General features: G+C 65.2%; 23 protein-coding genes. 11 read left to right on the plus strand and 12 right to left on the minus strand.

The window, feature by feature from the left end:
• Nucleotides 1-100: 100 nt before the first annotated feature.
• The 6 genes from L0U82_RS27585 to L0U82_RS27610 form a co-directional block, all read right to left on the minus strand.
• Entirely contained in the window at nt 101-712 is a 612-nt protein-coding gene (locus L0U82_RS27585) for a DUF938 domain-containing protein (RefSeq protein WP_233836098.1), read from the minus strand.
• A gap of 32 nt (nt 713-744) precedes the next feature.
• Entirely contained in the window at nt 745-1,362 is a 618-nt protein-coding gene (locus L0U82_RS27590; protein WP_233836099.1) for a pyridoxamine 5'-phosphate oxidase family protein, read from the minus strand.
• A gap of 54 nt (nt 1,363-1,416) precedes the next feature.
• Nucleotides 1,417-2,286: an NAD-dependent protein deacetylase gene (locus tag L0U82_RS27595; protein ID WP_233836100.1), complete on the minus strand. Its 870-nt coding sequence runs from the start codon at nt 2,284-2,286 to the stop codon at nt 1,417-1,419.
• 29 nt (nt 2,287-2,315) lie between these two features.
• Entirely contained in the window at nt 2,316-2,555 is a 240-nt protein-coding gene (locus tag L0U82_RS27600; RefSeq protein ID WP_233836102.1) for an oxidoreductase-like domain-containing protein, read from the minus strand.
• A gap of 137 nt (nt 2,556-2,692) precedes the next feature.
• Nucleotides 2,693-3,457, minus strand: a complete 765-nt coding sequence (locus L0U82_RS27605) for an SDR family oxidoreductase (protein WP_233836104.1) — start codon at nt 3,455-3,457, stop codon at nt 2,693-2,695.
• A gap of 226 nt (nt 3,458-3,683) precedes the next feature.
• A complete protein-coding gene (locus L0U82_RS27610) occupies nt 3,684-5,096 on the minus strand; it encodes a DUF2252 domain-containing protein (RefSeq protein ID WP_233836107.1) in 1,413 nt (470 codons plus the stop codon).
• Between the two features lie 280 nt (nt 5,097-5,376).
• On the opposite strand from L0U82_RS27610, the gene L0U82_RS27615 reads away from it, so the two are divergent.
• A complete protein-coding gene (locus tag L0U82_RS27615) occupies nt 5,377-6,060 on the plus strand; it encodes a Pr6Pr family membrane protein (protein ID WP_233836108.1) in 684 nt (227 codons plus the stop codon).
• 287 nt (nt 6,061-6,347) lie between these two features.
• Complete coding sequence (locus tag L0U82_RS27620; RefSeq protein WP_233836109.1) at nt 6,348-6,623, plus strand: CsbD family protein; 276 nt, start codon at nt 6,348-6,350, stop codon at nt 6,621-6,623.
• A gap of 63 nt (nt 6,624-6,686) precedes the next feature.
• On the opposite strand, the gene L0U82_RS27625 is transcribed toward L0U82_RS27620, so the two are convergent.
• Together L0U82_RS27625 and L0U82_RS27630 are read right to left on the minus strand one after the other, a co-directional pair.
• Entirely contained in the window at nt 6,687-7,496 is an 810-nt protein-coding gene (locus tag L0U82_RS27625; RefSeq protein WP_233836110.1) for an exodeoxyribonuclease III, read from the minus strand.
• A gap of 70 nt (nt 7,497-7,566) precedes the next feature.
• Nucleotides 7,567-7,785, minus strand: coding sequence for a hypothetical protein (locus L0U82_RS27630; RefSeq protein WP_233837524.1), 219 nt, complete (start codon nt 7,783-7,785; stop codon nt 7,567-7,569).
• 382 nt (nt 7,786-8,167) lie between these two features.
• Between L0U82_RS27630 and L0U82_RS27635 the strand changes: the two genes are divergently transcribed.
• The 6 genes from L0U82_RS27635 (at nt 8,168) to L0U82_RS27660 (ending at nt 16,183) form a co-directional block, all read left to right on the plus strand.
• Nucleotides 8,168-8,875, plus strand: coding sequence for a (2Fe-2S)-binding protein (locus L0U82_RS27635; protein ID WP_233836121.1), 708 nt, complete (start codon nt 8,168-8,170; stop codon nt 8,873-8,875).
• Between the two features lie 11 nt (nt 8,876-8,886).
• Complete coding sequence (locus tag L0U82_RS27640) at nt 8,887-9,888, plus strand: FAD binding domain-containing protein (RefSeq protein WP_233836123.1); 1,002 nt, start codon at nt 8,887-8,889, stop codon at nt 9,886-9,888.
• Nucleotides 9,885-12,107, plus strand: coding sequence for a xanthine dehydrogenase family protein molybdopterin-binding subunit (locus tag L0U82_RS27645; protein ID WP_233836125.1), 2,223 nt, complete (start codon nt 9,885-9,887; stop codon nt 12,105-12,107). Before L0U82_RS27640 ends, L0U82_RS27645 begins: the two co-directional genes overlap by 4 nt.
• Nucleotides 12,108-12,303: 196 nt before the next feature.
• A complete protein-coding gene (locus L0U82_RS27650) occupies nt 12,304-12,891 on the plus strand; it encodes a nucleotidyltransferase family protein (protein ID WP_233836126.1) in 588 nt (195 codons plus the stop codon).
• 296 nt (nt 12,892-13,187) lie between these two features.
• On the plus strand, nt 13,188-14,315 hold the full coding sequence (locus L0U82_RS27655; protein ID WP_233836127.1) for an FUSC family protein: 1,128 nt from the start codon (nt 13,188-13,190) through the stop codon (nt 14,313-14,315).
• Nucleotides 14,316-14,665: 350 nt separating this feature from the next.
• Nucleotides 14,666-16,183 carry a DUF4130 domain-containing protein gene (locus tag L0U82_RS27660; protein ID WP_233836128.1) on the plus strand — a complete coding sequence of 506 codons (1,518 nt, stop codon included), beginning with the start codon at nt 14,666-14,668 and terminating at the stop codon, nt 16,181-16,183.
• A 98-nt stretch (nt 16,184-16,281) separates the two neighbouring features.
• Here the strand turns inward: L0U82_RS27660 and L0U82_RS27665 are convergent, their stop codons facing one another.
• Nucleotides 16,282-17,172 (minus strand): LysR family transcriptional regulator, encoded by an 891-nt coding sequence (locus tag L0U82_RS27665; protein WP_233836129.1) that lies wholly within the window; start codon nt 17,170-17,172, stop codon nt 16,282-16,284.
• Between the two features lie 155 nt (nt 17,173-17,327).
• On the opposite strand from L0U82_RS27665, the gene L0U82_RS27670 reads away from it, so the two are divergent.
• The 3 genes from L0U82_RS27670 to L0U82_RS27680 all read left to right on the plus strand — a co-directional run bounded on the left by L0U82_RS27670 (nt 17,328) and on the right by L0U82_RS27680 (nt 20,254).
• Nucleotides 17,328-18,950 (plus strand): MFS transporter, encoded by a 1,623-nt coding sequence (locus tag L0U82_RS27670; protein WP_233836130.1) that lies wholly within the window; start codon nt 17,328-17,330, stop codon nt 18,948-18,950.
• Nucleotides 18,951-19,170: 220 nt separating this feature from the next.
• Complete coding sequence (locus L0U82_RS27675) at nt 19,171-19,878, plus strand: PIG-L deacetylase family protein (RefSeq protein ID WP_233836131.1); 708 nt, start codon at nt 19,171-19,173, stop codon at nt 19,876-19,878.
• A 223-nt stretch (nt 19,879-20,101) separates the two neighbouring features.
• Nucleotides 20,102-20,254 carry a hypothetical protein gene (locus L0U82_RS27680; RefSeq protein WP_008921009.1) on the plus strand — a complete coding sequence of 51 codons (153 nt, stop codon included), beginning with the start codon at nt 20,102-20,104 and terminating at the stop codon, nt 20,252-20,254.
• Between the two features lie 186 nt (nt 20,255-20,440).
• On the opposite strand, the gene L0U82_RS27685 is transcribed toward L0U82_RS27680, so the two are convergent.
• The 3 genes from L0U82_RS27685 to aepX are packed head-to-tail and all read right to left on the minus strand — an operon-like array spanning nt 20,441 to nt 24,430.
• A complete protein-coding gene (locus tag L0U82_RS27685) occupies nt 20,441-21,508 on the minus strand; it encodes a 2-aminoethylphosphonate aminotransferase (RefSeq protein WP_233836134.1) in 1,068 nt (355 codons plus the stop codon).
• A gap of 25 nt (nt 21,509-21,533) precedes the next feature.
• Nucleotides 21,534-22,697, minus strand: a complete 1,164-nt coding sequence (aepY, locus tag L0U82_RS27690; protein WP_233836136.1) for a phosphonopyruvate decarboxylase — start codon at nt 22,695-22,697, stop codon at nt 21,534-21,536.
• A complete protein-coding gene (aepX, locus tag L0U82_RS27695; RefSeq protein WP_233836138.1) occupies nt 22,694-24,430 on the minus strand; it encodes a phosphoenolpyruvate mutase in 1,737 nt (578 codons plus the stop codon). Before aepX ends, aepY begins: the two co-directional genes overlap by 4 nt.
• Nucleotides 24,431-24,939 lie beyond the last annotated feature (509 nt).

Here is a 24,939-nt window from a genome sequence, read left to right on the forward strand (position 1 = left end):
TCTGCCCATGCGTCTTTGCCTGTGCGTCTTTGCTTATGCACCTGTCCCACGCGCGCATCAACGAAAACGCACGCCGTTGGACCTACACGTTACCCACGTATCAACTTGCTGCTCGCTTGCTGAACACCAGACTGAAATTGTTCGCCGGCATCGCCACGACTTTTTCGCACGCGAGCCCCGCCGCCTCACCGAGCGCGACGACGGCCTCCATATCGCGCACGCCCCACTCGGGATCGCGGCTCTTCAGCCATTGATCGAACGCTTCGTTGCTCGGCGCCGTGTGCGCGCCGCCGCGTTTATACGGACCGTACAGATACAGCACGCCGCCATCGACGAGCCGCCGCCCCACTCCATCGAACAGCGCCTGCGATGCGCTCCACGGCGAGATATGGATCATGTTGATGCACACCACCGCGTCGAGCGTATCGACGCCCCAGTCCGGCTGATGGACATCGAGCGCGAGCGGCGCGCGCAGGTTCGGCAGTCCCGCCTGCGCGCTCCACGCGGCAATCGATGCGCGCGCATCGGCGTCGGTATCGCTCGGTTGCCAGTCCAGCTTGGGCAGTGCGCCGGCGAACCATACCGAGTGCTCGCCGGTGCCGCTCGCGATTTCAAGCACGCGGCCGCGAGGCGGCAGCGCGTCGCGCAACACCGCGAGGATCGGTTCGCGATTGCGTTCGGCGGAAGGCGAATGTTGCCGGGCGTCGGTCATGGTCGGTTCGGTGATTTTCGGTGATCAGTCAGTTAGTACAAGGTTGCCCGCACGCGCGCAGGCAGATCGCGGTCGTAGGCGGCGGCATCGAACTCTTCGCCGTCGCCGGCGGCCATGATGCGCCGCAAAATCTCGCCCGTGCTCGGCAGTTGCGTGCGTTCGATCTGACGCGCCGGGTCCCACAGCTTCGAACGCACGATCGCCTTCGAGCAGTGGAAGTACACCGCGTCGACGTCGATCAGCAGCACGGTGCGCGGCAGTTTACCGTCGACGGCGAAACTGTCCAGCAGCGCGGGCTCGTCCGAGATCCGGCCACGGCCGTTCACGCGCAAGGTTTCGCCGACGCCCGGCACGACGAACAGCAGCGCGAGCCGCGGATCGACGATGATGTTGCGCAAGCTGTCGAGCCGGTTGTTGCCCGGACGGTCCGGCAGCGCGAGCGTGCGTTCGTCGACGCAGCGCACGAACCCCGGCACATCGCCGCGCGGCGAACAGTCGAGGCCCTCCGGGCCGCTCGTCGCGAGCACCACGAACGGCGCCGCCTCGATAAACGCGCGGTAGTCCTCGTTCACATACGGGATCTCCTTGCGCAGCGCGCGCTCGCCGGGCTCGCCGTACAGGGCTTCGAGTTGTTCGATCGTCGTCAGCATGGGGCCTGCCTGAAAGAAAGTTGCAATTGAAGCGTTGCAATTCGTGCGGGCCGCTCAGTCGCCCGCCAGCATCCCGGCGAGCGCGCTCAACGTGGCGCCGGCCGGCGCGGCCACTTTCAGCGCGAGCAGCGGATCGGCACGCGTACGGCCGAGATTGATCGCCGCGATCGGCTTGCCCTGCCGCTGTGCCCATACGCAGAACCGGTAGCCGGAATACACCATCAGCGACGAACCGGCCACCAGCACCGCGTCGGCCGCGTCGAGCGCCTGCGAGGCCGCTTCGACGCGCGCCTTCGGCACGTTCTCGCCGAAAAACACCACCGACGGTTTCAGCAGCCCGCCGCAGTTCGAACACGCGGGCACGCGAAAACCGCCGAGATCGTGCCATTCGAGATGCGCGTCGCCGTCGGCGGCGGCTTCGGCCGTGACGTCGAGCAGTGCCGGGTTGTCGGCTTCGAGCGTTTGCTGGATCGACGCGCGCGCATGCTGCATGCCGCAGTCGAGACAGGTCACGCCGTCGATCCCGCCATGCAGCTCGATCACGTCGCGGCTGCCGGCGCGCTGATGCAGACCGTCGACGTTCTGCGTGACCAGCGTCGGCACATGGCCTGCCGCTTCGAGCCGCGCGAGCGCGACGTGCGCGGCGTTCGGCTGCGCCCGCGCGACCAGCGGCCAGCCGACCATGCTGCGCGCCCAGTAGCGCTGACGCATCGCGAGCGTGCCGAGAAATTCCTGCAGCGTGATCGGCGGCGAGCGCTTCCACGCGCCATCGTCGTCGCGATAGCCGGGAATGCCGGAGTCGGTGCTGATGCCCGCGCCGGTCAGCACGAACAGGCGTGGATAACGCTGCACGAAGCGGTGCAGATCGTCGAGCGTGTGTGCGTCGATCAGAGGGTCGTTCGGCGTGAGCTGAAGGTCGGTCATGACGGGAACGGTGGCAAATCGTGCGCGGCTCAGTGACGCGTGCGCGGGTCTTTCGATTTCCGCGGCTTCGGTTGCGGGTTCTGCTGTGGATCCGGCGGCGCCTGATGGCGTTGCCGCCACGCCGTCAGCGCGATCTCGTAGCGTTCGAGCGCTGCGTCGTAGAGATCGAACACACACTGAGTGCAGCCGCTATGACAGCAGTCTTCGAGATCGGGCTGCACGGGCGGCTGCGGCGGCGGATCGTCGTCGCGGGGTGTGGCTCGGGGCACGGCGGGCGCGGCTTTCGCGTGGAGACGGAAAGCGCTCAGTATATAGGTTCAATGCGGGTTGAATGCGGGCCGAACGCGGGTTGAGCGCGCGCTTCCACGAAGGCCCGCGCTCCCGCCTGTGCTCCGTCAGATGCCGCTCAACCGCGCCCGACGAACGGCATCTTGGTGGCCATGATCGTCATGAACTGCACGTTGGCCGACAACGGCAGATTCGCCATATGCAGCACCGCGTCGGCGACATGCTGCACATCCATCAGCGGCTCGACCGCGATTTCGCCGTTCGCTTGCGGCACGCCACGCGCCATCCGCGCAGCCATCTCGGTCGCCGCGTTGCCGATGTCGATCTGTCCGCACACGATGTCGTATTTGCGGCCGTCGAGCGAAACCGCCTTGGTCAGGCCGGTGATCGCGTGCTTGGTCGCCGTATAGGCCGCACTGTTCGGCCGCGGCGCATGCGCGGAGATCGAGCCGTTGTTGATGATGCGGCCGCCGCGCGGGTTCTGCGTCTTCATCAGACCGAATGCCGCGCGCGTGCACAGGAACACGCCGTTCAGATTGGTATCGACGACCGAGCGCCATATGTCGATATCGAGTTCATCGAGATCGACCGGCGGGCCGTTGCGCCCCGCATTGTTGAACAGTACGTCGAGCCGGCCGAAGCGCGCGCGGATCGTGTCGAACAGCGCGGCCACGCTAGCGGCGTCCGTCACGTCGCACGATACCGCGAGCGCGTCGCCGCCCAGTGCGGTAATTTCAGCGGCGGCCGCATCGAGCGGGTCCTGGCGGCGCCCGGCGAGCACCACGCTATAGCCATGCTCCGCCAGCTTGAGCGCGCACGCGCGGCCGATGCCGCTGCCCGCGCCCGTCACCAGCGCCACTTTCCTGTTTTCCGTTTCCGCCATCGTGCATCTCCTGTGTGTTGTGTTGTGCCGGCTCAGAGGTGCATATCGGACAACTGTCGACCGCTGTTAAGCGCCTCTTTTCGCCCTGCACCATACAACATCAGATGACTGATCGCAAACCTGCGCATTGCCGTTGCGGGCGCATTGTTCGCGCAGCAGACCGACGTCTTTCAGCCCGCTTTCACTATCGAAACGCGCCGCGCGAGCAAGTACGCGTCAGCTGGCGCTACACGCGGAAATCGGCCGCCATATCTTCGTCCGTGCGCGCTTCGAGCTTGCCCGCGCGGCACGCTTTCATGAACACGTCGTAATCCTGCTCGACCTGATCCGCGTAGCTCATCGCGTAGCCGGTCAGTGCCTCCGCGAACTGCTCGCCGCGGCCGATATACGAGCTGATCTCGATCGCCTGGCCGCTCGCCTTCGCGTGCGCGCGCGCCATGATCCAGCCGCACAGCCCCGCGTAGCCGTCGAGCAGATCGCTGTCGAACAGTTCGATATTCGCGGACAGCTTCATGTCGCGCAGCTGGCGCGCATAGAAATGCCGTCCGAGCGGCCCGGTCGCCCAGCCGAGAAAGATATCGCTGGCCGCCTGCAGCATCCGCTGTCCGTACACGACGCGCTCGCCTTCATGCTTGACGGCCGGCGACTTGTGGAACCGCGCGATGACCGACGGGCGCGCTTCCTTCAGTTGCAGGAACAACGGCTTGTTCATGTGATCGACGAGCAGCGCCACCAGACAGCGCGTGCCGACGCTGCCCACACCGACCACCTTGAACACGATGTCCTGCATCGTGAAGTGATCGAGCAGTTCGCGGCGGTCGTGAGACATCGTCTTCCGATAGTCGGCCCACATGTGCTCGACCATTTTGTCGACATTGCCCTTGCGGAACGCTTCGGATTCTTCCGGCGTGAATAGCGTGGTCGCGCCGAGCACGTGAAAAAGCGCGGGCGGCGCGTCGTTGATCGTCCAGCGGTCGCCGTCATGCGAGGCCATCTTTTCGAGCAGGCTTTCGTGCGTGCGGCTCGCGGCGCGTTCCATCGCGCGCCGCACCGCGCGTCGGCGCTCGGGCGTCAGCGCGGTTTCCGCCATATGGTCGAACGTGATGCGGTCGTACCACAGTTCGAGCGCACCGCGCTGCGCATACTGGGCCATCCGGTCGCGATACGAGTTGACCGCGGTCATCACGAGGCTCTCGGCGGTACCGCGGCTCAGGCGCATATGGCGGGCGGCCACCACGAAGCTCGCGGTAAGCCGCTTCAGATCCCATTCGAATGGGCCGACCGACACTTCGTCGAAGTCGTTCAGATCGAAGATCAGTTGTCGCTCGGGTGTCGCGAAGCCGCCGAAGTTCATCAGATGGCCGTCGCCGCAGATCGGTATGCTGAGGCCCGAGTCGTGCACCTTCGAGAGATCGTGCGCCTGCAGGATCGCGCTGCCGCGAAAGAACGTGAACGGCGACACGGCCATGCGTCCATAGCGCAGCGGCACGAGATTCTCGACCCGGCCCGCGCTGCTCTCCTTGAGCAGTTCGATCGGGTCGCGCCGCAGCTCGCCGACCGCGCGATGGCTGGAACGCTTCGAATGCTCACGGGCGGCACGGCCACGAGCTTCCCGTTCAGCGATGGTGCTGGCTTTCATGCGGTTTCTCCGTTTTGCGAATCTGACCGGCGATGACAGAGACTGCTTGATTTGGCACGGCAACTGGCACGACAAAGCGAAACAGCCAGGCGTGAATCTTCCTATACCTTGGCCTTACGGCAACTTGATGGCAGCGCCGCCGCGCGTTACGCGGGAACTGTTGCTCGAATCACGCTATTCACGATCATAGCGGGCCGGAACAGATCGCCGCAAAAAATGCCGCCGTCCGTTTGCGCGCGAGTCCACGCTGCGACGCGCGGTGCCCGGGTAGAATCGGCGCATGCGCCCACCCTCCGTCCAGCAGCGCGAGCCCGAGCTTCCGCTGCACACGCCCAGTGTGTCGTCGCTGACCCTGGCGGCGGTTATCGCCGTGATCGCGTGGATTTCGATCTTCGCGCAAGCCGACGTCACGATCGACCGCACGCTCGCGCGCGGGCTCACCGTGCTCGACGGCCTCGCGCGGATGAGCAGCTATCTGACCAACCTGACCGTGCTCGCGTGCGCGATCTGCTTCACGAGCATCGCGCTATGGCAGCATCGCTCGCCGCTCGTGCGCTTTTTCCGCCAGCCGACCGTGGTGACCGCGGTGGTCGTGTATATGGTGTTCGTTGGCATCGCGTATAACCTGCTGTTGCGCGGCATCTGGACACCCACTGCCTACCGGCGCGTGCTCAACGAGTCGCTGCATAGCGTGCTGCCGATGCTCGCCGCGCTCTACTGGGTGCTGTTCGTGCCGCGCTTCCAGTTGCGGCCGCGCCACTGCGTGCTGTGGCTCGTCTATCCGCTCGCGTATCTCGGCATCACTTTCTGGCGCGGCAGTCTGTCGGATTTCTATCCGTATCCGTTTATCGATGTCGAAACGCTCGGGCTCAGACAGGTGCTCGTCAATTCCGCGCTGCTGTTCGGCGGGTTTTTGATGCTGCTGGCGGTGTTTGTCGGTATCAACTTCGGGCGGCGGCGCTGAGGCTTTGATGGGGCGTCCGTCATGCGCGGGTTGCTCTCTTAGCCGCGTCATAACCGTCTCATAGCTGCTCGATAGCCACTTTCTGGCCACTCGTTGCCGCGCCGTTTTCAAGTTCCTGCGCAAGTTCCAGCATCGCCGCCCGCCGTGTCCGCCAGGCGCACTTCTTGCGGCCCTCCGGGACTGTCGCAGGTCGCCGCCCTACCGGCGCGGCCCGCGCGACACCCTCGTCTGGCGCGCTTGCAATCGCAACGCGCTCACACGTAAATATGACAACGGGAGCGATGCATATGGACACGAATTCAGCGGAAGGCACAGTCAACGAAATCGCCGGCAAGGTGCAAAGCGCGGCGGGCGACGTACTCGGCGATGCCGGTATGCAGGTGGCGGGCAAGGCGCGCGAGTTGAGCGGCAAGGCACAGCAGCTCTGCGCGAATACGACGAGCCTCGTGCGCGACACCGCGGTCGAAAACCCGTTCACGACGCTTGCGGTCGTTGCGCTGGCCGGCTTCGTCGCGGGCGCGCTGTGGTCGCATAACTCGGCGGATCGGGATTATCGGCGTTAAGGCCCGCGTTAAGCGATAGACGTGATGCGGGCGATTTGCCTCAAGCAGTCGCCCGCTGCTTCATCAGGCGCTTTTCTTCTTGCGGCCGGCGCCCATCTCCAGTTCCACCCACGTCGGCGCGTGATCGCTCGCATGCGGCTCGCCACGCACCCAGCGGTCGACGCCCGCATCGCGCAAACGCGGCGCGAGTTCGTCGCTCAACAGCAGATGATCGATGCGCAACCCCGAATTGGTCTCCCAATGCCGGCGGAAATAATCCCAGAATGTATAGACGCGCTCATCGCCGAAATGCGTGCGTAGCGCATCGGTCCAGCCTTGCGCGAGCAGCTTTCGATAACGCTCGCGGCTTTCCGGCTGCAACAGCGCGTCTTTAAGCCAGGAGCGCGGGTTATAGATATCCTCGTCGGTCGGTACGACGTTATAGTCGCCGGCCAGCACGACCGGCTGACCGCTTTTGAAGAGCTTCGCCGCGTGTGCCAACAGATGATCGAACCACGCGAGTTTGTAGTCGAACTTCGGACCGGGCTGCGGATTGCCGTTCGGCAAGTACAGTGACGCAATCACCAGCCCGCCTGCCTCGGCTTCCAGATAACGGCTATGCGTATCGGCCTCGAAGCCGGGCAAGCCGCGCCGCCGTTCGACCGGCGCTTCGCCCTTCGACAGGATCGCCACACCGTTCCAGGCACTCTGCCCTTGCCACAGCGCGCCGTAACCGGCGTCACGCAGTGCTTCGGCCGGAAATGCGCTATCCACTGCTTTCAGTTCCTGCAGGCAGACGATGTCCGGCGCCTCGCGCTCGAGCCACTGCAATAACGCCGGCAAGCGCGAGCGGATGCCGTTGATGTTGAACGTCGCAATCCGCAGCTTCGTCACGATCGTTTCTCCCTGGCCGCCAGGTTCGGCCCGCGATGATCTGCTATGACAGGCGATGACCCGCTATGACCTAACCCGCCGCGACATCGCACCACTCGATCGCCCACGAGCGCGCGCAGCAGATCGCATCGGCTTCAGTCGCAAAGCAATCGATGTCACCGGAATCATGCGATTGAAAGGCTTCGTTGCGCCGCGGCACGCGGGTGATCTTTGCGCGTGCGTAGTAGACGCCCTCATCCGCGCGACGGGCACGGCAGTCGATATGGAAATGCAGATAGTCGAATTGCATCGGCGCTCCTGTGAACTTGCGCGTGCGGGTCATGTATCTACTCATGCATCCGCTCATGCACCCACTCAAGCATCATCACGCGTCAGTCATGCATTAACCGGGGCCGAACGATATGCTGACGGCCATCGCGACTCACGCCAGCACCGCCCATACCCGGGCTCCGACCGCCAGTCGCGACGTTCATTGCCAATATTAGCGTGCATTAATTGCGCAGTTCGGCTTTGATCTTGCACTGTTTTTTTAATACCGTTCTACCAGCCACGGCACCGAGATTGCTGCGCTTTGCCTTGTCTGTCCTCTTTGTCTGTTCTGTTTCAACGCGATGCGTTGGACTTCGACGCATCAGCCTGCATTGACCTTTCAATGGAGTTATCCGAACGTCATGTCCACGCATACCGACTGTCAGGATTCAGACGACGCAGCCTCTGCGGAATCAGGCTCGCAGCCGTCACATCCGTCACGCCGCCGCTTTCTTCAATCGGCGGCCGCGGCCGCGACGATCGGCGCGGCCCCGCATCTGCGCGCGCAAACGCCAACGCCAGCCGCGCCGCCCGCGCCAGCTAATGCAGCAGTACCGCCACGCCCGGTCACGTTGAACGTGAACGGCCGCGCCTATACGCTGCAACTCGAACCGCGCGTGACGCTGCTCGACGCATTGCGCGAATACGCGGGGCTGATGGGCACCAAGAAAGGCTGCGACCGTGGCCAGTGCGGCGCCTGCACGGTGCTGGTCGAAGGCCGCCGCATCAACTCATGCCTGACGCTCGCGGTGATGCACGAAGGCGAGAACATCACGACCGTCGAAGGACTCGCATCCAGTGACGGCGTGTTGAGCCCGATGCAGCGCGCGTTCATCGAACACGATGCGTTTCAGTGCGGCTACTGTACGCCGGGGCAGTTGTGCTCGGCGACTGCCCTGCTCGGCGAATTCCGCAACGGCGCGGCGAGCACCGTCACCGCCGACGTGCGCATGCGTCCGGCCGCGCTATCGGACGAAGAGATCCGCGAGCGCATGAGCGGCAATATCTGCCGCTGCGGTGCCTACGCGAACATCGTCGCCGCGGTGCGCGCCGCGCACGGCAACGCATAACGGAGACCGGCATGGATGCGATCTCCTACGAACGCGCCGGCGATGTGGCCGGCGCAGTACGCGCCGCGCAGCAGCCGGGCGCGGTATTTATAGGCGGCGGCACGAATCTGCTCGATCTGATGAAGGGCGGTGTCGCGCGGCCGATGCGGCTCATCGACATCACGCATATCGGCGGGCTCGATTCGATCACCACGTTGCCCGGCGGCGGCATCCGCATCGGCGCGCTGGTGCGCAACAGCGATGCGGCCAATCACGCGCTCGTGCGCGAGCAATACCCGCTGCTGTCGCAGGCGTTTCTGGCCGGTGCGTCCGCGCAGTTGCGCAACATGGCAACGGTCGGCGGCAATCTGCTGCAACGCACCCGCTGCGGCTACTTCTACGACACCGCCTTCACCCAATGCAACAAGCGCATGCCCGGCAGCGGCTGCGCGGCACTCGACGGCCACAACCGCATGCACGCGATTCTCGGCGCGAGCTCGCAATGCATCGCGGTCAATCCGTCGGATATGAGCGTCGCGCTCGCCGCGCTGGAGGCGATCGTGCGCGTCAGCGGCCCCGGCGGCGAGCGCACGATCGCGTTCGCGGATTTTCATCGGCTGCCCGGTGACCGGCCCGATCTCGATACCACGTTGCAGCCCGGCGAACTGATCACCGCGGTCGATCTGCCGCCGCCGCTGTTCAGCGCGCACTCGCACTACCTGAAGGTCCGCGATCGTGCCAGTTATGCGTTCGCGCTGGTGTCGGTCGCCGCCGCGTTGCAGATGGACGGCGAGCGCGTGCAAAGTGCGCGCATCGCGCTCGGCGGCGTCGCGCACAAGCCGTGGCGCGCGAGCGCGGCCGAGCAGATGCTCGCCGGCCAGCCGCTGACGCAGACCGCACTGCGGCACGCTGCCGCCGCCGCGCTCGACAGCGCGCAGCCGCGGCGCGACAACGGCTTCAAGGTCCAGCTCGCGCAACGCGCGATCGTCCGCGCGGTCAATCAGGCCGCCGGCAACGTGGGAGGTGTCGCATGAATCTGATCGGACAGCCGCTCGATCGTATCGACGGTCTGCTCAAAGTGACCGGCGATGCGCGTTACGCGGCCGAATTCCCCGAGGCGCGCCTCGCGCACGCGGTGCTGGTGACGAGCACGATTGCGCGCGGCACGATCGCGTCGATCGATGCGAGCCGTGCGCAGGCCTTGCCCGGCGTGCTGCTGGTGATGACCTACCAGAACGCGATGCGTTTGCCGAACGGCGGGCAGCCCGCGCTCGCGCCGCCCGCGGGCCGGCGCCTGTCGCTGCTGCAGGACAACGAGGTGCACTACAACAACGAGCCGGTCGCGGTAGTCGTGGCCGATACGCTTGAACATGCAACCGATGCCGCGCGCCAGTTGCGCATCGTCTATCAGCCGGGCAACGCGGCACTCGATTTCGCCGCGGCGAAGCAAACCGCGCATGCGCCGGTGAAGCCGCAGGGCCGCCAGACCGATACGCAGCGCGGCAGCTTCGAGGACGGCATGCAAAGCGGCGCCGTGCATCTCGACGCGACCTACACGACGCCGATCGAGCATCACAACCCGATGGAGCCGCACGCGACGATGGCGCATTGGGACGGCCCGCAGCTCACGCTGTTCGATTCGACGCAGGGCGTGAGCAACGCGGCGCAGGCGGTCGCCAAGGTGTTCGGCATTGCGCCGAACGATGTGCGCGTGATCTCGCCGTTCATCGGCGGCGGCTTTGGCTGCAAGGGCTCGTCGTGGTCGCATGTGTCGCTGTGCGCGATGGCCGCGCGGCAAACCGGCCGGCCGGTGCGGCTCGCGCTCGAACGCCCGCAGATGTTCGGCATGGTCGGCGCGCGCCCGCGCACCGAGCAGCATTTCGTGATCGCCGCGAAGCACGACGGCACGCTGACCGCGATGCGCCACGACAGCATCTCGAACACGTCGACGATCGAAGACTGGACCGAGACCTGCTGCATGGTCACGCGCATGCTGTACGCGGTGCCGAATCAGATCACCACGCACCGGCTCGTGCAGTTGAATCTCGGCACGCCGACCTTCATGCGCGCGCCGGGTGAAACCACCGGCTCGTTCGCGCTCGAATCGGCGATGGACGAACTCGCCGTCGCGTTGAAGATGGATCCGCTCGCGTTACGCATCAAGAACTACGCGGAAAGCGATCCGCAGGAAAACAAGCCGTGGTCGGGCAAGTCGCTGCGCGAGTGCTACCAGATCGGCGCCGAAAAATTCGGCTGGTCGCGCCGTTCTCCGGCGCCGCGTTCGATGCGCAACGGCAACACGCTGATCGGCATGGGCATGGCAACCGCGACCTACCCGGCCAATCGCAGCGAGGCATCGGCCATCGCGCGGATTCTGCCAGACGGAACCGCGATGGTCGCATCGGGCACCCAGGACATCGGCACCGGCACCTATACGGTGATGACCCAGGTCGCCGCCGATGCGCTCGGCTTCGCGCCGGAGCAGATTCACTTCGCGCTCGGCGATTCGACGTTGCCGCGCGCGCCGGGATCGGGCGGCTCGCAATCGGCGGCGAGCGTATCGCCGGCGGTGCGCGACGCGGCGAGCCAGGCACGCAACCAGTTGATCGCGCTCGCGCTGGCCGACGCGGCATCACCGGTGCATGGCCTGCCGCTCGACGACGTGAGCGTCGAAAACGGCTGGGTGACGAGCCGCGCGCAACCGGCCAAGCGCGATCCGGCCGCGGCGATCATCGCGCGCGCGGGCGGCAAGCCGATCGAGGCGACCGCGACGGTCAAACCGGGCGACGAGAAGCAGAAGTACTCGTTCCATTCGTTCGGCGCGGTGTTCGTCGAGGTGCACGTCGATGCGGAACTCGGCACGATCCGCGTGCCGCGCGTGGTGGCCGTCTACGACGTCGGGCGCGTGCTCAACGAGAAGACCGCGCACAGCCAGATGCTAGGCGGGCTCGTGTGGGGCATCGGCGCGGCGCTGCAGGAGGAAAGCACGCTCGATACGCGCTACGGACGCTTCACGAATGCGAACCTCGCCGAGTATCACGTGCCGGTGAACGCTGATATCGATACGCTCGATATCACGTTTATCGACCGGCCCGATCCGTATATCAACTCGCTCGGCGTGCGCGGTATCGGCGAGATCGGTATTACGGGCGTGCCGGCGGCGATTGCAAATGCGGTGTATCACGCGACCGGCGTGCGGGTACGCGATTTGCCGATTACGCTCGATAAGGTGATGGGGGCGGTGCGGGTGTGAGGTGTGGCGGGAGGCGGTGGCCACCGAGGTTTCACGCTTGGAGTCGGTCGTGGGCGCTTCGTAAGTGATTCATGAGCGCTCAATGGTGAGAGGCCGCGCTTGCGCGCGGCCTTCGCATCAGCGTTGACATTCGCGCTTGCCTCTCATCCCGTTGCATCGCACAATCGGCTTCATCCCCTCTTTCTGGTATCCGCCGATGGCCTATGCCTCGCTCGCCACCGGCGTATTGCTCGCCGCCGGTTTCGGTTCGCGCTTCGATCCGAGCGGTCTGCACAACAAGCTTCTCGCGCGTCTGCCCGATGGCACGCCGGTCGCGCATGAAGCCGCGCACCGGCTGCTGCGGGTCGTCACGCGCGTGCTGGCCGTGGTGCGGCCGGGCTCCGACGCGTTGGCCCGCGTGCTCAACGACGCCGGCTGTGACGTCGTGTTCGCGGCGAGCGCCGAGCGCGGCATGGGCGCAAGCCTCGCCGCGGGTATCGAGGCAAGCGACGACGCCGAAGGCTGGATCGTCGCGCTCGCCGACATGCCGCGCATCGCGCTGCCGACGATCGAAGCGGTAGCCCGCGCGCTGGACGGCGGCGCCCCGCTCGTTGCGCCGTTCTACCAGGGACAGCGCGGTCATCCGGTCGGTTTCGGCGCGCAGCATCGCGATGCGCTGCTCGCGCTTGACGGTGATACGGGCGCGAAAACGCTGCTGATGACGCAGGCGCTGACGCGCCTGGATATCGATGATCCGGGGGTTTTGCGGGATGTGGATACGCCGGAGGATTTGCAGCGGATATAGCACCGGGGTTTCTGCACTGCTGCGAGAAAATCGTCTCCGTTCGTCCCAAAGCGGCCATCAACCTTGCGTGCGCGAATGACCGCTTGTGTCCGGTCAAGCGACACCGCCCAGCTATGATTGGTGCTGGCGATAGGGTTATCCTGCAACAGGAATGACTGCTGTTGCCCCGGTGCCTTGCCGGGCACGTGGTCCGGCAACCGGCGCGGACATTCTGTCGTCCTCCAGCCACGTCGCAACATGCGGCGACCGGCATCCGCAGTCAGCGTTCGATCACGGTTCTGTGACTAGCCAACATCATGCGCGACACCTTATCGCTTGCCGTTCGCGACACTTTTGGCGCCTTGAAGGCTGAGCTTTCCTGGCGAACGTTGAGGGCACGATTTCGCAGCTGCGCCGAGGCGATTCTGGCCACGGTTCTTGCAATATGTGTAAGCCGATATCTCAGCCTGACCGAAATCTGGTGGGCAGCTATCTGCGCGTTTTCATTGACGGGCCTTACATTGAAGGTGGCTCTCGATCTGGGCGTGCAGCAGATAGCCGGCACATTCGGCGGCACGATCATCGGCCTGATGCTGTCGCCCGTCGCAAGTTCGAGTGCGACCGTGTTCGTTCTGTCGATGGCCGGCTTGTCCGCGGCGGGTCTCTACCTGGCGACGAAACGATCGATGGGCTACATGTGGATACTATCGACGGCACTGGCCATATTCGTCGTCACAACGGCCCACGCTAACCCAAACGTTGAACTGCACGGCGTCGCGTCGTCCTTGTGGCTCAATGCGTCGATTGGCACGCTCGTCTACCTGAGCGTTGCAGTGGCGGGTTCGGCTGTGGCGCTCCTGTGCCGCAAGTACGAGCCAGGCGCCCCCGAAAGCGGTCCGGTCATGGCGCACGCGCTGACGGGCGGCGAGCTCGGCCGCGTGCCACATGCGATGATCGGCGCGATTGCACTGTCAGCGCTCGCCTATCTCGCATGGCGTTATCCGCTGGACGGTTTTCCACAGGCGATGACGACAGCACTCGTCGTCCTGATGGTTCCTGTCGACGCACAGGGAACATGGTCGCCGTACCGCGTCGTGCAGAGGATGTGTCACCGGCTTCTCGGCTGCGCATTGGGCTGCGTGGTGGTACTCGCCGTATTGCCGCTCACGACAGGAAGTCTCACGTACAGTCTGATTGCCGTATGTGTCCTCGTGTGGCTTGCTTGCTATGTCCGCTTTGGGCATTCCGACGCTAGCTATCTCGGCACCCAATTCGGAGCAGTCGTCATCTTGACGTTCGTTCACGACAGTGTCTGGTTGAGCGACAGTGTCACCGTTGCATACCATCGGCTGGTGGGAATCGTGGCTGGTAACGTGGCGCTCGCGCTAGTGCTTCTGCTGGTGACGGTGGGGTCGACTCTCCACTTCGGGCGCCGCGCCCAGTAGCCAGGATTGCCGACCGCCAAGGCCCCGTTTAGTGATGTCGGACCCAGTGGATGCTGTGCGGTGCTGTTGAACGTCTGCTTCGCGCCCCTTACCGCGCGTTCGTGGGTTACACCTGAACATGCGCCACGGGTGGTTTTGAGTCGGCCCGGCATCCGCGACGTGCGTGCGGCGAACACCTCACCGCGCTGACAGCTGCAGCGGCCTACCGCGGAGTTCCCGAAACGGCAATCCCGGCAGCCTCATCAATCCGGTCTTCCAGTCTCACGAATTCCGTTTCCTCGCACTGCCCCCGACTTGCTCCCGCAGATCTTTGCTCGCATACTGTATATTCATACAGTATTTTGCAAGTCATGAAGCTCATCCGGATCGAACCGATTTTTACCGCCTGGCGCCACGCGGCGCGCGAGGCGCTGCGCGACGGCATCGCGCCTGAGTCGATCGAGTGGGTCGAATCCGACGCGGCTACCGCGCCGCACACCCCGCCGGCATCCGCATGTCGCGAAGCCGCGCAACCCACCACGCCCCCCGCCCCCACCGCAATCTCCCGCGATCTGCTGACGCAGCTGGAAACCGCCGCCTGCTTCCGCGCCGACGATCGCTGGGCGCTGCTCTACCGCATCCTGTGGCGCTGGACGCACGGCGAGCGCAGCGCCGTCGAGCCGCACGATCCCGACGGCGCGCTGCTTGCGCAACGCGTCGAGGCGGTCGAGCGGGAAACCGCCAAACTCGTGCTTGGCACACTGTTCAGACGGCGCGATCCGTCGATGGGTCCGCCGGAGTTCGTCGGCTGGTACGCGCCGTATCACGATCTGCTCGAACGCGCCGCCCCACGGTTCGTCAAGGGCATGGGCGATTCCACGTGGATGCTCGCCACGCCGCGGGGCGCCGCGTTCTGGAACGGCATGCTGTTGCGCATCGGCCAGACGGCCGCGGAAGAACGTATCGAGGCCGAGCACGCTTTGCCGGCGAGCACGATGATCGGCGAAGCCATCACGAGCGAGCCAATCGAGGCGCTGTGGCTCGCCTGGTATGCGAGCGCCGTCAACGCGCAATCCATACCGGTGCCGCTGCGTTACTGGCGTATGCCCCCCGCCGGGCCGCCGCTGCCCGCGCAGCTTGCCCGCGAGCGCACGCGCGTCGGTGCGCGACACGCCGCCGTCAGCGTGCCGGACGCGCCACCCGCCGACACTTCCCCGCTCACGCCGCCGTTGAGCGAGCCGGACGGCCCACTCGCCACCTGCCGGCGCTGCGGACTGTGGCGCAACGCGAAACAGGCCGTCGCGGGTGTCGGGCCGGCTGATGCGGCGATCATGTTGCTCGGCGAGCAGCCCGGCGAATACGAGAACCAGCACGGCGAACCGTTTGGCGGCGCGGTCGGTGAATTGCTCGATAGCCTGCTCGCACGCGCCGGTCTCGAGCGCGCGGCGTTGTATCTGACCTATGCGGTCAAGCATTACAAATGGGACCTACCGCTTCAGCCGCAGCCCGATCAGCCGCGTCGCTCCCCGCAGCACGTGAGCGGGCAGCGCGTCCATCGCACGCCGGAGCGCAGCGAAGTCGAGGCTTGTGCGTACTGGCTGGACGAAGAGCTGAGCCGGGTCGCGCCGCGCGTCGTCGTCACGCTCGGGCCGGCCGCGCTGAAAGCGTTGACCGGAGCGCACGTCAATCTGTCGGAATACCTCGGACTCACGATCGCGCATCGTGGGCGCCTGATCGTGCCGACGTGGCATCCGTCGTATGCACTGCGCACCGCCGATGCCAGGCTGCGCGACGACATCGTCGCGAACATCGTGACGGCGTTCAAACGAGCAGCGGCGTTAGCGGCGGACGATACGCAAGCGGCTAACGAAATCAGCCACGCGAACTGAGCAGACCTCGCGCACCTTCATCTTCAGTAAAACGGCGCACGTATGCGCAAAACGGCGATTGTTCCGCAGCACGAGGCAAGCCCTAAAACACCGCTCGCTCACACCGTCTGAAACAGATGCGCGCACATGAAATCGACGAACACGCGCAGTTTCGACGACAACTGCCGATTCGACGGCCACAAGATCGAGAACTGCCCAGGCGCGATCGCGAGATCGCCGAGCACCGTGACGAGCGAGCCGCAAGCCAGTGCATCGCACACGAGGAAGTCAGGCATGAAGCCAATGCCGAAGCCGGCGATCACCGCGCCGCGCAGCGCCTCCATGTTGTTGCAGGTCATCGCGGTACGCAGGTTCGGCGGCTCGCTGCCTCCTTGCGCGAGCGGCCACGGCTGCAGCTTGCCGGTGGTCGGGAAACGGTAGCGCACGCAGCCATGCCCGGCCAGTTCGGCGAGTGTGCGCGGCAGGCCGGCACGTGTGGCGTATTCGGGCGATGCGCACAACACGAAGCGAAAAGGACCGAGCCGGCGCGACATCAGGCTCGAATCGGTCAGCGCGCCGCTACGGATCACCGCGTCGAAGCCACCTTCGACCACGTCGACGAGCTGGTCGTTGAAATCGAGATCCAGCTCGACCTCCGGATAACGTGTGCTGAACGCGGGCAGCACCGGCAGCAGAAAGCGATAGCCGATCACGGGCAGGCTCACGCGAATCCTGCCGCGCGGCGTTTGCGCGGCTTCCGACAACATGGCCTCCGCGTCGCGCAATTCTTCGAGAAGCCGGTGGCAACGCTCGTGAAAAAGCCGCCCTTCTTCAGTCAGCGTGACACGGCGCGTCGTGCGATGAAAGAGCCGCACGCCGAGCCCGTGTTCGAGCTTCGCAATCGTCTTGCCGACCGCCGAAGCCGAAATGCCGAGCTTGCGGCCGGCCGCGACGAAGCTGAGCGTCTCCGCGGTGCGCACGAACGCAACGATGCCGTTCAGGTTGTCCATAACGGTGATTCCCGAAGAGTGATCGAATCGATTACGGATTTCTAGTCCGCTATATACGGATTGCCGCGTTGTTTTTCGCCGATTGAATCGAAATTATCCTTCATCGCTCGGCTGGATGCGTCGTTCACGCATCGGCATTTCCCAAAGGAGCGATGATGAACACCCCGAATTCTGGCGACTCGACGCGGCGGCTCGTCGTGCTCGCCGCGGTCTGCATGGCGGCGCTCGCGTTGCCGCTCGCGTTCTCCGGCGGCGCGGTCGCGACGCCCGCAATCGGCCGCGATCTGGTCAGCGGCCCCGTCGCGATGAACTGGATCACCAACGCGTTCATGCTCGCGTTCGGCAGTCTGTTGATGGCGGCGGGTACGCTCGCGGACCGCTTCGGCCGCAAGCGGCTGTTCGCGTACGGCGTCGCGGGCTTCACGCTGAGTTCGCTGGCGCTCGGCTTTGCGCCGTCGATCGTGCTCGTCGATCTGTTGCGCGCCGCCCAGGGCGTGGCGGCCGCGGCGGCGCTCGCGGGCGGCACCGCCGCGCTCGCGCAGGAGTTCGACGGTCACGCGCGCACCCGTGCGTTCAGCGCGCTCGGCACGACGTTCGGCATCGGCCTCGCGTTCGGCCCCGTGCTCGCCGGCTGGCTCATCGCGCAGTTCGGCTGGCGGGCGATCTTTGCGACCGGTGCGCTCGCCGGCGCGTTGTCGCTCGCGTTCGGCGTGCCGCGCATGCGCGAGTCCCGCGACCCGCACGCGAGCCGGCTCGACTGGGCGGGCACGGTGACGTTCACGGCCGCGCTCACCTGCTTCACCTGCGGCGTGATCGAAGCGCCGTCGCGCGGCTGGACGTCCGCGTTCGTGATCGGGCTACTCGCGGCATTCGTCGTGTTCGCGCTGGCCTTTGTCGTCGTCGAAAGCCGCGTCGAGCGGCCGATGCTCGATATGTCGCTGTTCCGCTATCCGCGCTTCGTCGGCGTCCAGGTGCTGCCGATCGCGACGTGTTACTGCTATATCGTGCTGCTGGTCGTGTTGCCGCTGCGCTTCATCGGCATCGACGGCCATGACGAACTTCACGCGGGCGGGCTGATGCTCACGCTGTCGGCGCCGATGCTGATCGTGCCGTTCGTCGCGGCGATGCTGACGCGCTGGCTGTCAGCCGGCACGATCTCGGGCCTCGGGCTCGTGATCGCCGCAGGGGGACTGCATGCGTTGCGCGGCGCGTTAGCGGATGGCGCGGGCGGCGCGGACGCGCACGCAGTCGGGGCGATGCTGGCGATCGGCATCGGCGCGGGGTTGCCGTGGGGATTGATGGATGGTCTGTCGGTCAGCGTGGTGCCGAAATCGCGCGCCGGAATGGCCACGGGCATCTTCAGCACGACGCGGGTCGCCGGTGAAGGCGTCGCGCTTGCGGTGGTCAGCGCAATGCTCGCGTCGCTGATGCAGGGACATCTGTACGCCGTGGCCCCGCATGCTGAACCGTCGGCGATTGCCGAAGCGGCCGCGCGACTTGCGACCGGCGATCTTGCGCATGCCGCGGCGCGCCTGCCAGAGGTCGCGCGGACCTCATTGCAAGCGGCCTATTACGCCGCGTTCGGCCGTGTGCTCGATGGACTCACGATCATCACGCTGCTATGCGCGGTCGTTGCATTCGCTTTTCTGAGCCGGGTTCGCGTGCAGGACGAGCCGGTTGGCGCGCAAACTCAAGCCGACGGCGCGGATACCGTCGGCTCCGCATCGATAGAAAACGCTGTGTCGCAGGGCGTCGAACTCGCGCGCGAGGATAGCTGATGTAATCCATTGCCCGACTTGATTGCTGGCAGTCCCACACCCCGCTCACCGAAGGCACACAGCAGACACATCGCGGGCACACCGCTTGCGCAATGCACAATCGCGCGCAATCCGTGGCGATTGCGCCTAAGCTGTTGTGACGCCGCGTTTTTCGCGCGCCTGCGTTGCAATCCACGCTTCGCCTCACGCTGGCCGCGCCCTCCTACCCTACCCGCACGACATGAGCGAAACCACCCCACGCCTGTTCATTGTCTCCCCCCATTTCGACGATGCCGTCTTCAGTTGCGGCGCATTGCTCGCCGCTCATCCGGATGCCGCCGTCTGCACGGTATTCGCCGCGCCGCCTGAACACGACATGCACACCGAATGGGATCAAAAGGCGGGCTTCACGAGCGCGCGCGAGGCGATCCGCGAGCGCACACGCGAAGACAATCACGCACTCGAAGTGCTCGACGCGATTCCGCTGCGCATGCCGTTTCGCGACAGCCAGTACGCCGATTCGCCGTCGATCAGCCAGATGGCCGCCGCGCTCGAGGAAACGATCTACCGCTCGACCGCCAACACGCTGCTGATGCCGCTCGGCCTCTACCACGACGATCACGCGCGCGTCTTCGAAGCGTGCTGCGAGCTGCTGCCGCGGCTCACGCATCTGGACTGGTTCGGCTACGAGGAAGCGATTCACCGGCGCACGCCGGGCGCGGTGCAGGCGCGCCTCGCCGATCTCGCGCAGCGCGGCATCGTCGCGACGCCGGCGACACCGGACGCCGGCCATACGATCGACGCGCAGCGCCGCGCGCAGATCAAGCGCGAGGCGGTCAGCGCATATGCAAGCCAATTGCGCGCGTTCGGCGCCGGCAACTACGACGACGTGTTCGCGGTCGAGCGTTACTGGCAATTGAGCGTCGGCCGCCATCGGGCGAAAAGATAGGCAAAAGTGGCCAGCAGGAAGCGTGGCCAGCGCCTACGCTAGAAGCGAAATAGCCGGCGTCGCGACAGATATGAGCGGCTCATGAATGGGCATGAGCCAAGGCAGCAGAAGCAGCAGAAACAGCAGAAACAGCAGAAACAGCAGAAACGCTGGAAGCAGCCTGAATCACCCAGAATCGCCCGCACGCGCCGGACCCGCGCTTTTCAACCGCAAAGGTGACGCAATGAGCTACGACATGCACACCAGCCCGATTCCCGACCCGAATGCCGATCCGAACCGCGATCCGGAAGCCGACCCGCTCGTGCCGCCGTCGCCGGGCCATCATGTCGAGGAGCCGCAGCGGCCCGACGGGCCGCCGGACAAGGATCCCGTGTGAGTGGTGCCGGCGGCGCAGTGCTTTCGTGCGCCGGCATCTTCCTTCGTGACGGGAAGCGACCGAGGCAGGCCGCGTGAATGGTGAATGCTGCTCATCGCCAGGCCGGGTCGATCAGGGCCCGGCGCGACGACTGGCATTTAACCGCGGGCCGAGGCGCCCGCGTGGGGCACCCGCGTAACGAGTCAATCAGCGCATCAACTCGCTAAACCCCTGCAGCAAACGATCGATATCGGCCGCCTGAATGTTGCCCATCGTCGAAATGCGGAACAGTTCCGCCGACAGCCCGCCCTGCCCCGCATAGATGACGAAGCCGCGCGCCTTCAGTTCGTCGTGCAGTTGCGGATAGGCGATGCCTTGCGGCAGCCGGTACGCGCGCAGCACCACCGACGACTGCTCCGCCGGCAACACACTGCCGATACCGCGCGCTGCAAGCCCCGCGCGCGCCTGCTCGGCAAGCGCCGCATAGCGCGCATGACGCGCGCGCCAGCCGCCTTCGTCGGCCAATTCGCGCAGCGCTTCGACGAGCGCGTAATACGCATGCACGGACGGCGTAAACGGCGTGTTGCGCTGATCCTGCAAGCGCGCGAGGCGCCCGAGATCGAGGTAGTACGTGCGGCTCGCCGCCTGCGCGAGCGCCGCGCGCCGCACCAGCACGAACGATGCGCCGGGCACGCCGTGCAGGCACTTGTTGGCGGTCGCGGCCACCCCGTCGAGGCTCGCATCGGCGAAATCGATCGGTTCCGCGCCGAAGCTGCTGACGCCATCCACCAGCAGACGCAGACCGCGCTCGTGGCACAGCGCGCCGAGCGCCGCGATGTCGTTCAGACGCCCGGTGGTGGTTTCGTGATGAATCACCGCGACGTGCGTGAACGACTTGTCCGCGTCGAGGTGGCCAGCGATCTTCGCGAGATCGGGCGCGGCCATCCAGTCGTGCTTCAGCGCTTCATGCGCGATGCCGTATTGCGTCGCGATCTGCGCGATGCGCTCGCCGTACACACCGTTTTCGATCACCAGCAGCTTGCCGTTTTGCGGCACCAACGCGGCCGTCATGCTTTCGACGGCCGCCGTGCCGGAGCCGGTCATCAACACCGCCTGCCATTCGTTCGGATCGAGCCCGTACACGTCGACGAGACGCGTGCGCGCCTCTTCCTGCAAGTCGAAAAACTCGCTTTCGCGGTGGCACAGGTCCGTCTGCAACAGGCTGTTGCGGACACGTTCGGTGAGCGTCACCGGACCAGGGTTGAGCAGCAGCATCGGTGTTCCTTTTCTTGCTTTGGGTTCAGGCCGCGCCGATGTGACGCATCAGGCGCGTCTTCACATCGGGCGGCGTGATGGTCGGGCGCGGCAGGCCATCAGGCGTGCCGCGGCGGATCGTCAGGCGCGCGAAGCGCGGGCCGTCGAGCGGCGGCGCGGTGAACAGCTCGTCGATGACGGCCGGGTCGTCGCTCTCCACCGCCGACGCATAACCGCACGCGGCCGCGACGCCCGCGAACGACACCTGCGACGACACCGTCGCCTGGCCGCCGGTGGAATCGTGCGCGCCGTTATCGAGCAGTACGTGCGTGAGGTTCGCCGGACCGTATGCGCCGAGCGTCGCGAATACGCCCATGCGCATCAGCGCGGCGCCGTCGCCATCGAGCGCAACGACCTTCAGATCCGGACGCGCGAGCGCGAGACCCAGTGCGAACGGCGTCACGCAGCCCATCGAGCCGACCATGTACAGCTGGTTCGCGCGATCGTCGATCGCGTAGAGTTCGCGGCCGCAGAAGCCGGTCGATGCAAGCACCACTGTCGAATCGAGCGGCGTATGCGCGATCACCTTTTGCAGCGCGTCGTGGCGCGTCGCCAGTTCGGTCGCCGCCACGCCGTGGAATTGCGCGCGCGGCGCAACGTGCGCGCGTTGAGCGGGCGCGCCGCCGTCCTTCAACTCATACGGCGCGACGCTGCCCTTCTGCATCACCAGCGCGTACGGCCGGCCGGTCGCATCCATATGCTTGATCGCGCGATCGAGCGCCGGGCCGATCGCGTCGGCCTCGGTCGGGAAGGTCTCCCACGGAATTTCCATCGTATCGAGCATCGCCGGCGTGATCGGCCCCATCAGCGCATGCTGCGGCTCATCCGCGACGCCCGGCTGACCGCGCCATGTGACGATCAGCAGTTGCGGCAGACGGAACGTCCACGTGAGCGACGTCAACGGACTCACCGCGTTGCCGAGCCCCGAGTTCTGCATCATCGTGATGCCGCGCCGGCCGTTCTTCGCGCCGAGCGTGACGCCCGCGATCAGCGCGACCGCGTCGCCCTCGTTGGCCGCCGATACGTAGTGCAGCGATTCGTCCTGCAGCACATAGTTGATGAACGGCGTCAGATACGAACACGGCACGCCCGCGTACCAGTCGAAACCGCGCTCGCGCGCCGCTTCGACGAATTGCGCGGCTTCGATCATTGCGCGCCTCCGCTTGCCGCGTTGTGCTTCGCCGCGGTGGTCCCATCGCCGACCGCGCTCGCGAACGGTGCCTGCGCATGCGCGAAGTCACCCGCGCGGCGGAAATCGTCGAGATCGTTGACACCGCGCCAGTGGCCATGCACGTACTGCACTTCGATCGACTCGCCCGCTTCGATCAGCGCATTGAGCAGCGTCGGCATATCGAGCGACGCGAAATCGCTACGTGCCTGCAGTTCGCGCATCACTGCCTGCAAGCGCTCGCGGCCTTCACCGCGCACGTTCAACAGACCCATCCAGCGGCCGTGCGGCGTCTGCGCGCCAAGTGCCGCCGCTGCATCGGGCCCGCTCGCGACATGACGCAGCACCACCTTGCTGCCGAACAGTCCGCGATCGTCAGCGGCCGAGCACCACGCGAAATCGCGCACGCTAGCGTTTTCCGCATCGGTCAGCGACGAATCGACGACGACGCTGAACGCCGCCTCGCTTTCCACCAGATCGCGCAGGATATAGCTGCGGAACAGCAGATCGCCGTACGAGATCACGGTGTCGCCGGCGAGCTTGTCGACGGCGCACGCAAGCGATGCAAGCTCGCCGGTTTGCGCATGCTGTTCGTTGACGACGAGGCGGATCCCCGCCGTATCGATCGCATCGGCGCGATAGCCGCCGACCACGGTGATGTCGTTGACGCCCTGCTTCTTGAACGCATCGACGAGCCAGCGCAACAGCGGCTTGCCGGCGATCGGCAGCATCACCTTCGGACGGTCTTCAGTGACCGCTTCGAGGCCCTTGCCGCGGCTCGCGGCCAGCACGACCGCCGAGCCGGCCGCGCGGCCGCTCGACAGATAGCGGTCTTCCGCTTCCGAGTATTCGTCGGCGTCCTGCAAACGGAAAATCTCGTTGACCGCGGCAATGCTGTCTTCGACGTTGACGAGCGTTTCGCTCGTGTGGATTTCCTTCGCCACGGCCTGCATCGCCGAAGTCGCCGCGCGAATCAGATGGTTCGCCCAGATCACCGTGCTGATGCCCGCTTCGCGGAATACTTCGGTCGGCGTGCTGTAGTACTTGGTCGGCACGATCACGAGCGGCCCGCGGCCGGCCCATTCGCGCGCGAATTCGAGGATTTCGTCGGGACGCGACAGCTTGCTGTGGATCAGGATCGCGTCCGCGCCGGCCCGGCGATACGCTTCGGCGCGGCGCAGCGCCTCTTCCATGCCCCAGCCGGCGATCAGTGCCTCGACGCGCGCGACGATCGAGAAATGCTCGTCGGTTTGCGAGTCCTTGCCGGCCTTGATCTTGCCGCAGAATTCGTCGATATCGGCGAGCGGCTGCGCTTCGCCGTTGATGAAGCTGTTGGTCTTCGGAAACTGCTTGTCCTCGATACACACGCCGGCGATGCCGCGTTGCTCGAGCTTGCGAACCAGACGGCGCACGTTGTTGAAGTTGCCATAGCCGGTGTCGCCGTCGAGCAGGATCGGCAGATCGCTCGCGTCGGCCATGAATTCGAGCGTATCGACGACCTGGGTCCAACTGGCTTCGTTGTTGTCGCGCACGCCGAATTGCGCGGAAATCGCCAGACCCGATCCCCAGATCGCTTTAAAGCCGGCTTCGCGAACGATTCGCGCGGACAGGCCGTTATGGGCCTCCATCATGAATTCGAGTTCGTTACTGACGAGCATCTGGCGCAGACGTGCGCTACGGGATGTGGAAACGAAAGCGGGTTCGCGGGCGTTCATTTTCTGTACTCCTGGTGGCGGGCTTATTGATGCTTTTTTATGCCCGGCTGGCAACTGGAAAAGGGCGACTATAGCGGAATTTCTATTGACGAGTTTTTGAAATGCCGCGCGGCTTTTGATCGTTGCGATTAAGTGGAGAAATGTGTCGTTTTTTGCGCGTGCCGCCAGATAACGGGATTTTGGATTTGTTTGGCGTTTTGTGGAATCTTGACTCGGCCACTGACGGCCTGACAACGATCCGGGCGGCCAGATTGTTTTTTGTCTTCAATGCCAGTCCTCCGCGATCTTTAAATTAACCATTATCCGAAAATAGCGGATTCAATCCGGTCATTGCATGATTGATAAAAGTCTTTTCCAATCAAGGACAATTAATTACTAACGCCGGCAAAATCGAGCCGCCGGAACGGATTTTCACCAGGCGACTTCGCGTGATTGCAAGCGGCGCAATTTCCCTTTCGAATCATGCGAATGAACAGACAAATAACTGTCTAATAATCAGACGAATAAAC

The sequence above is a fragment of the Paraburkholderia sp. ZP32-5 genome (genome assembly GCF_021390495.1).
Classification (GTDB): Bacteria; Pseudomonadota; Gammaproteobacteria; order Burkholderiales; family Burkholderiaceae; genus Paraburkholderia.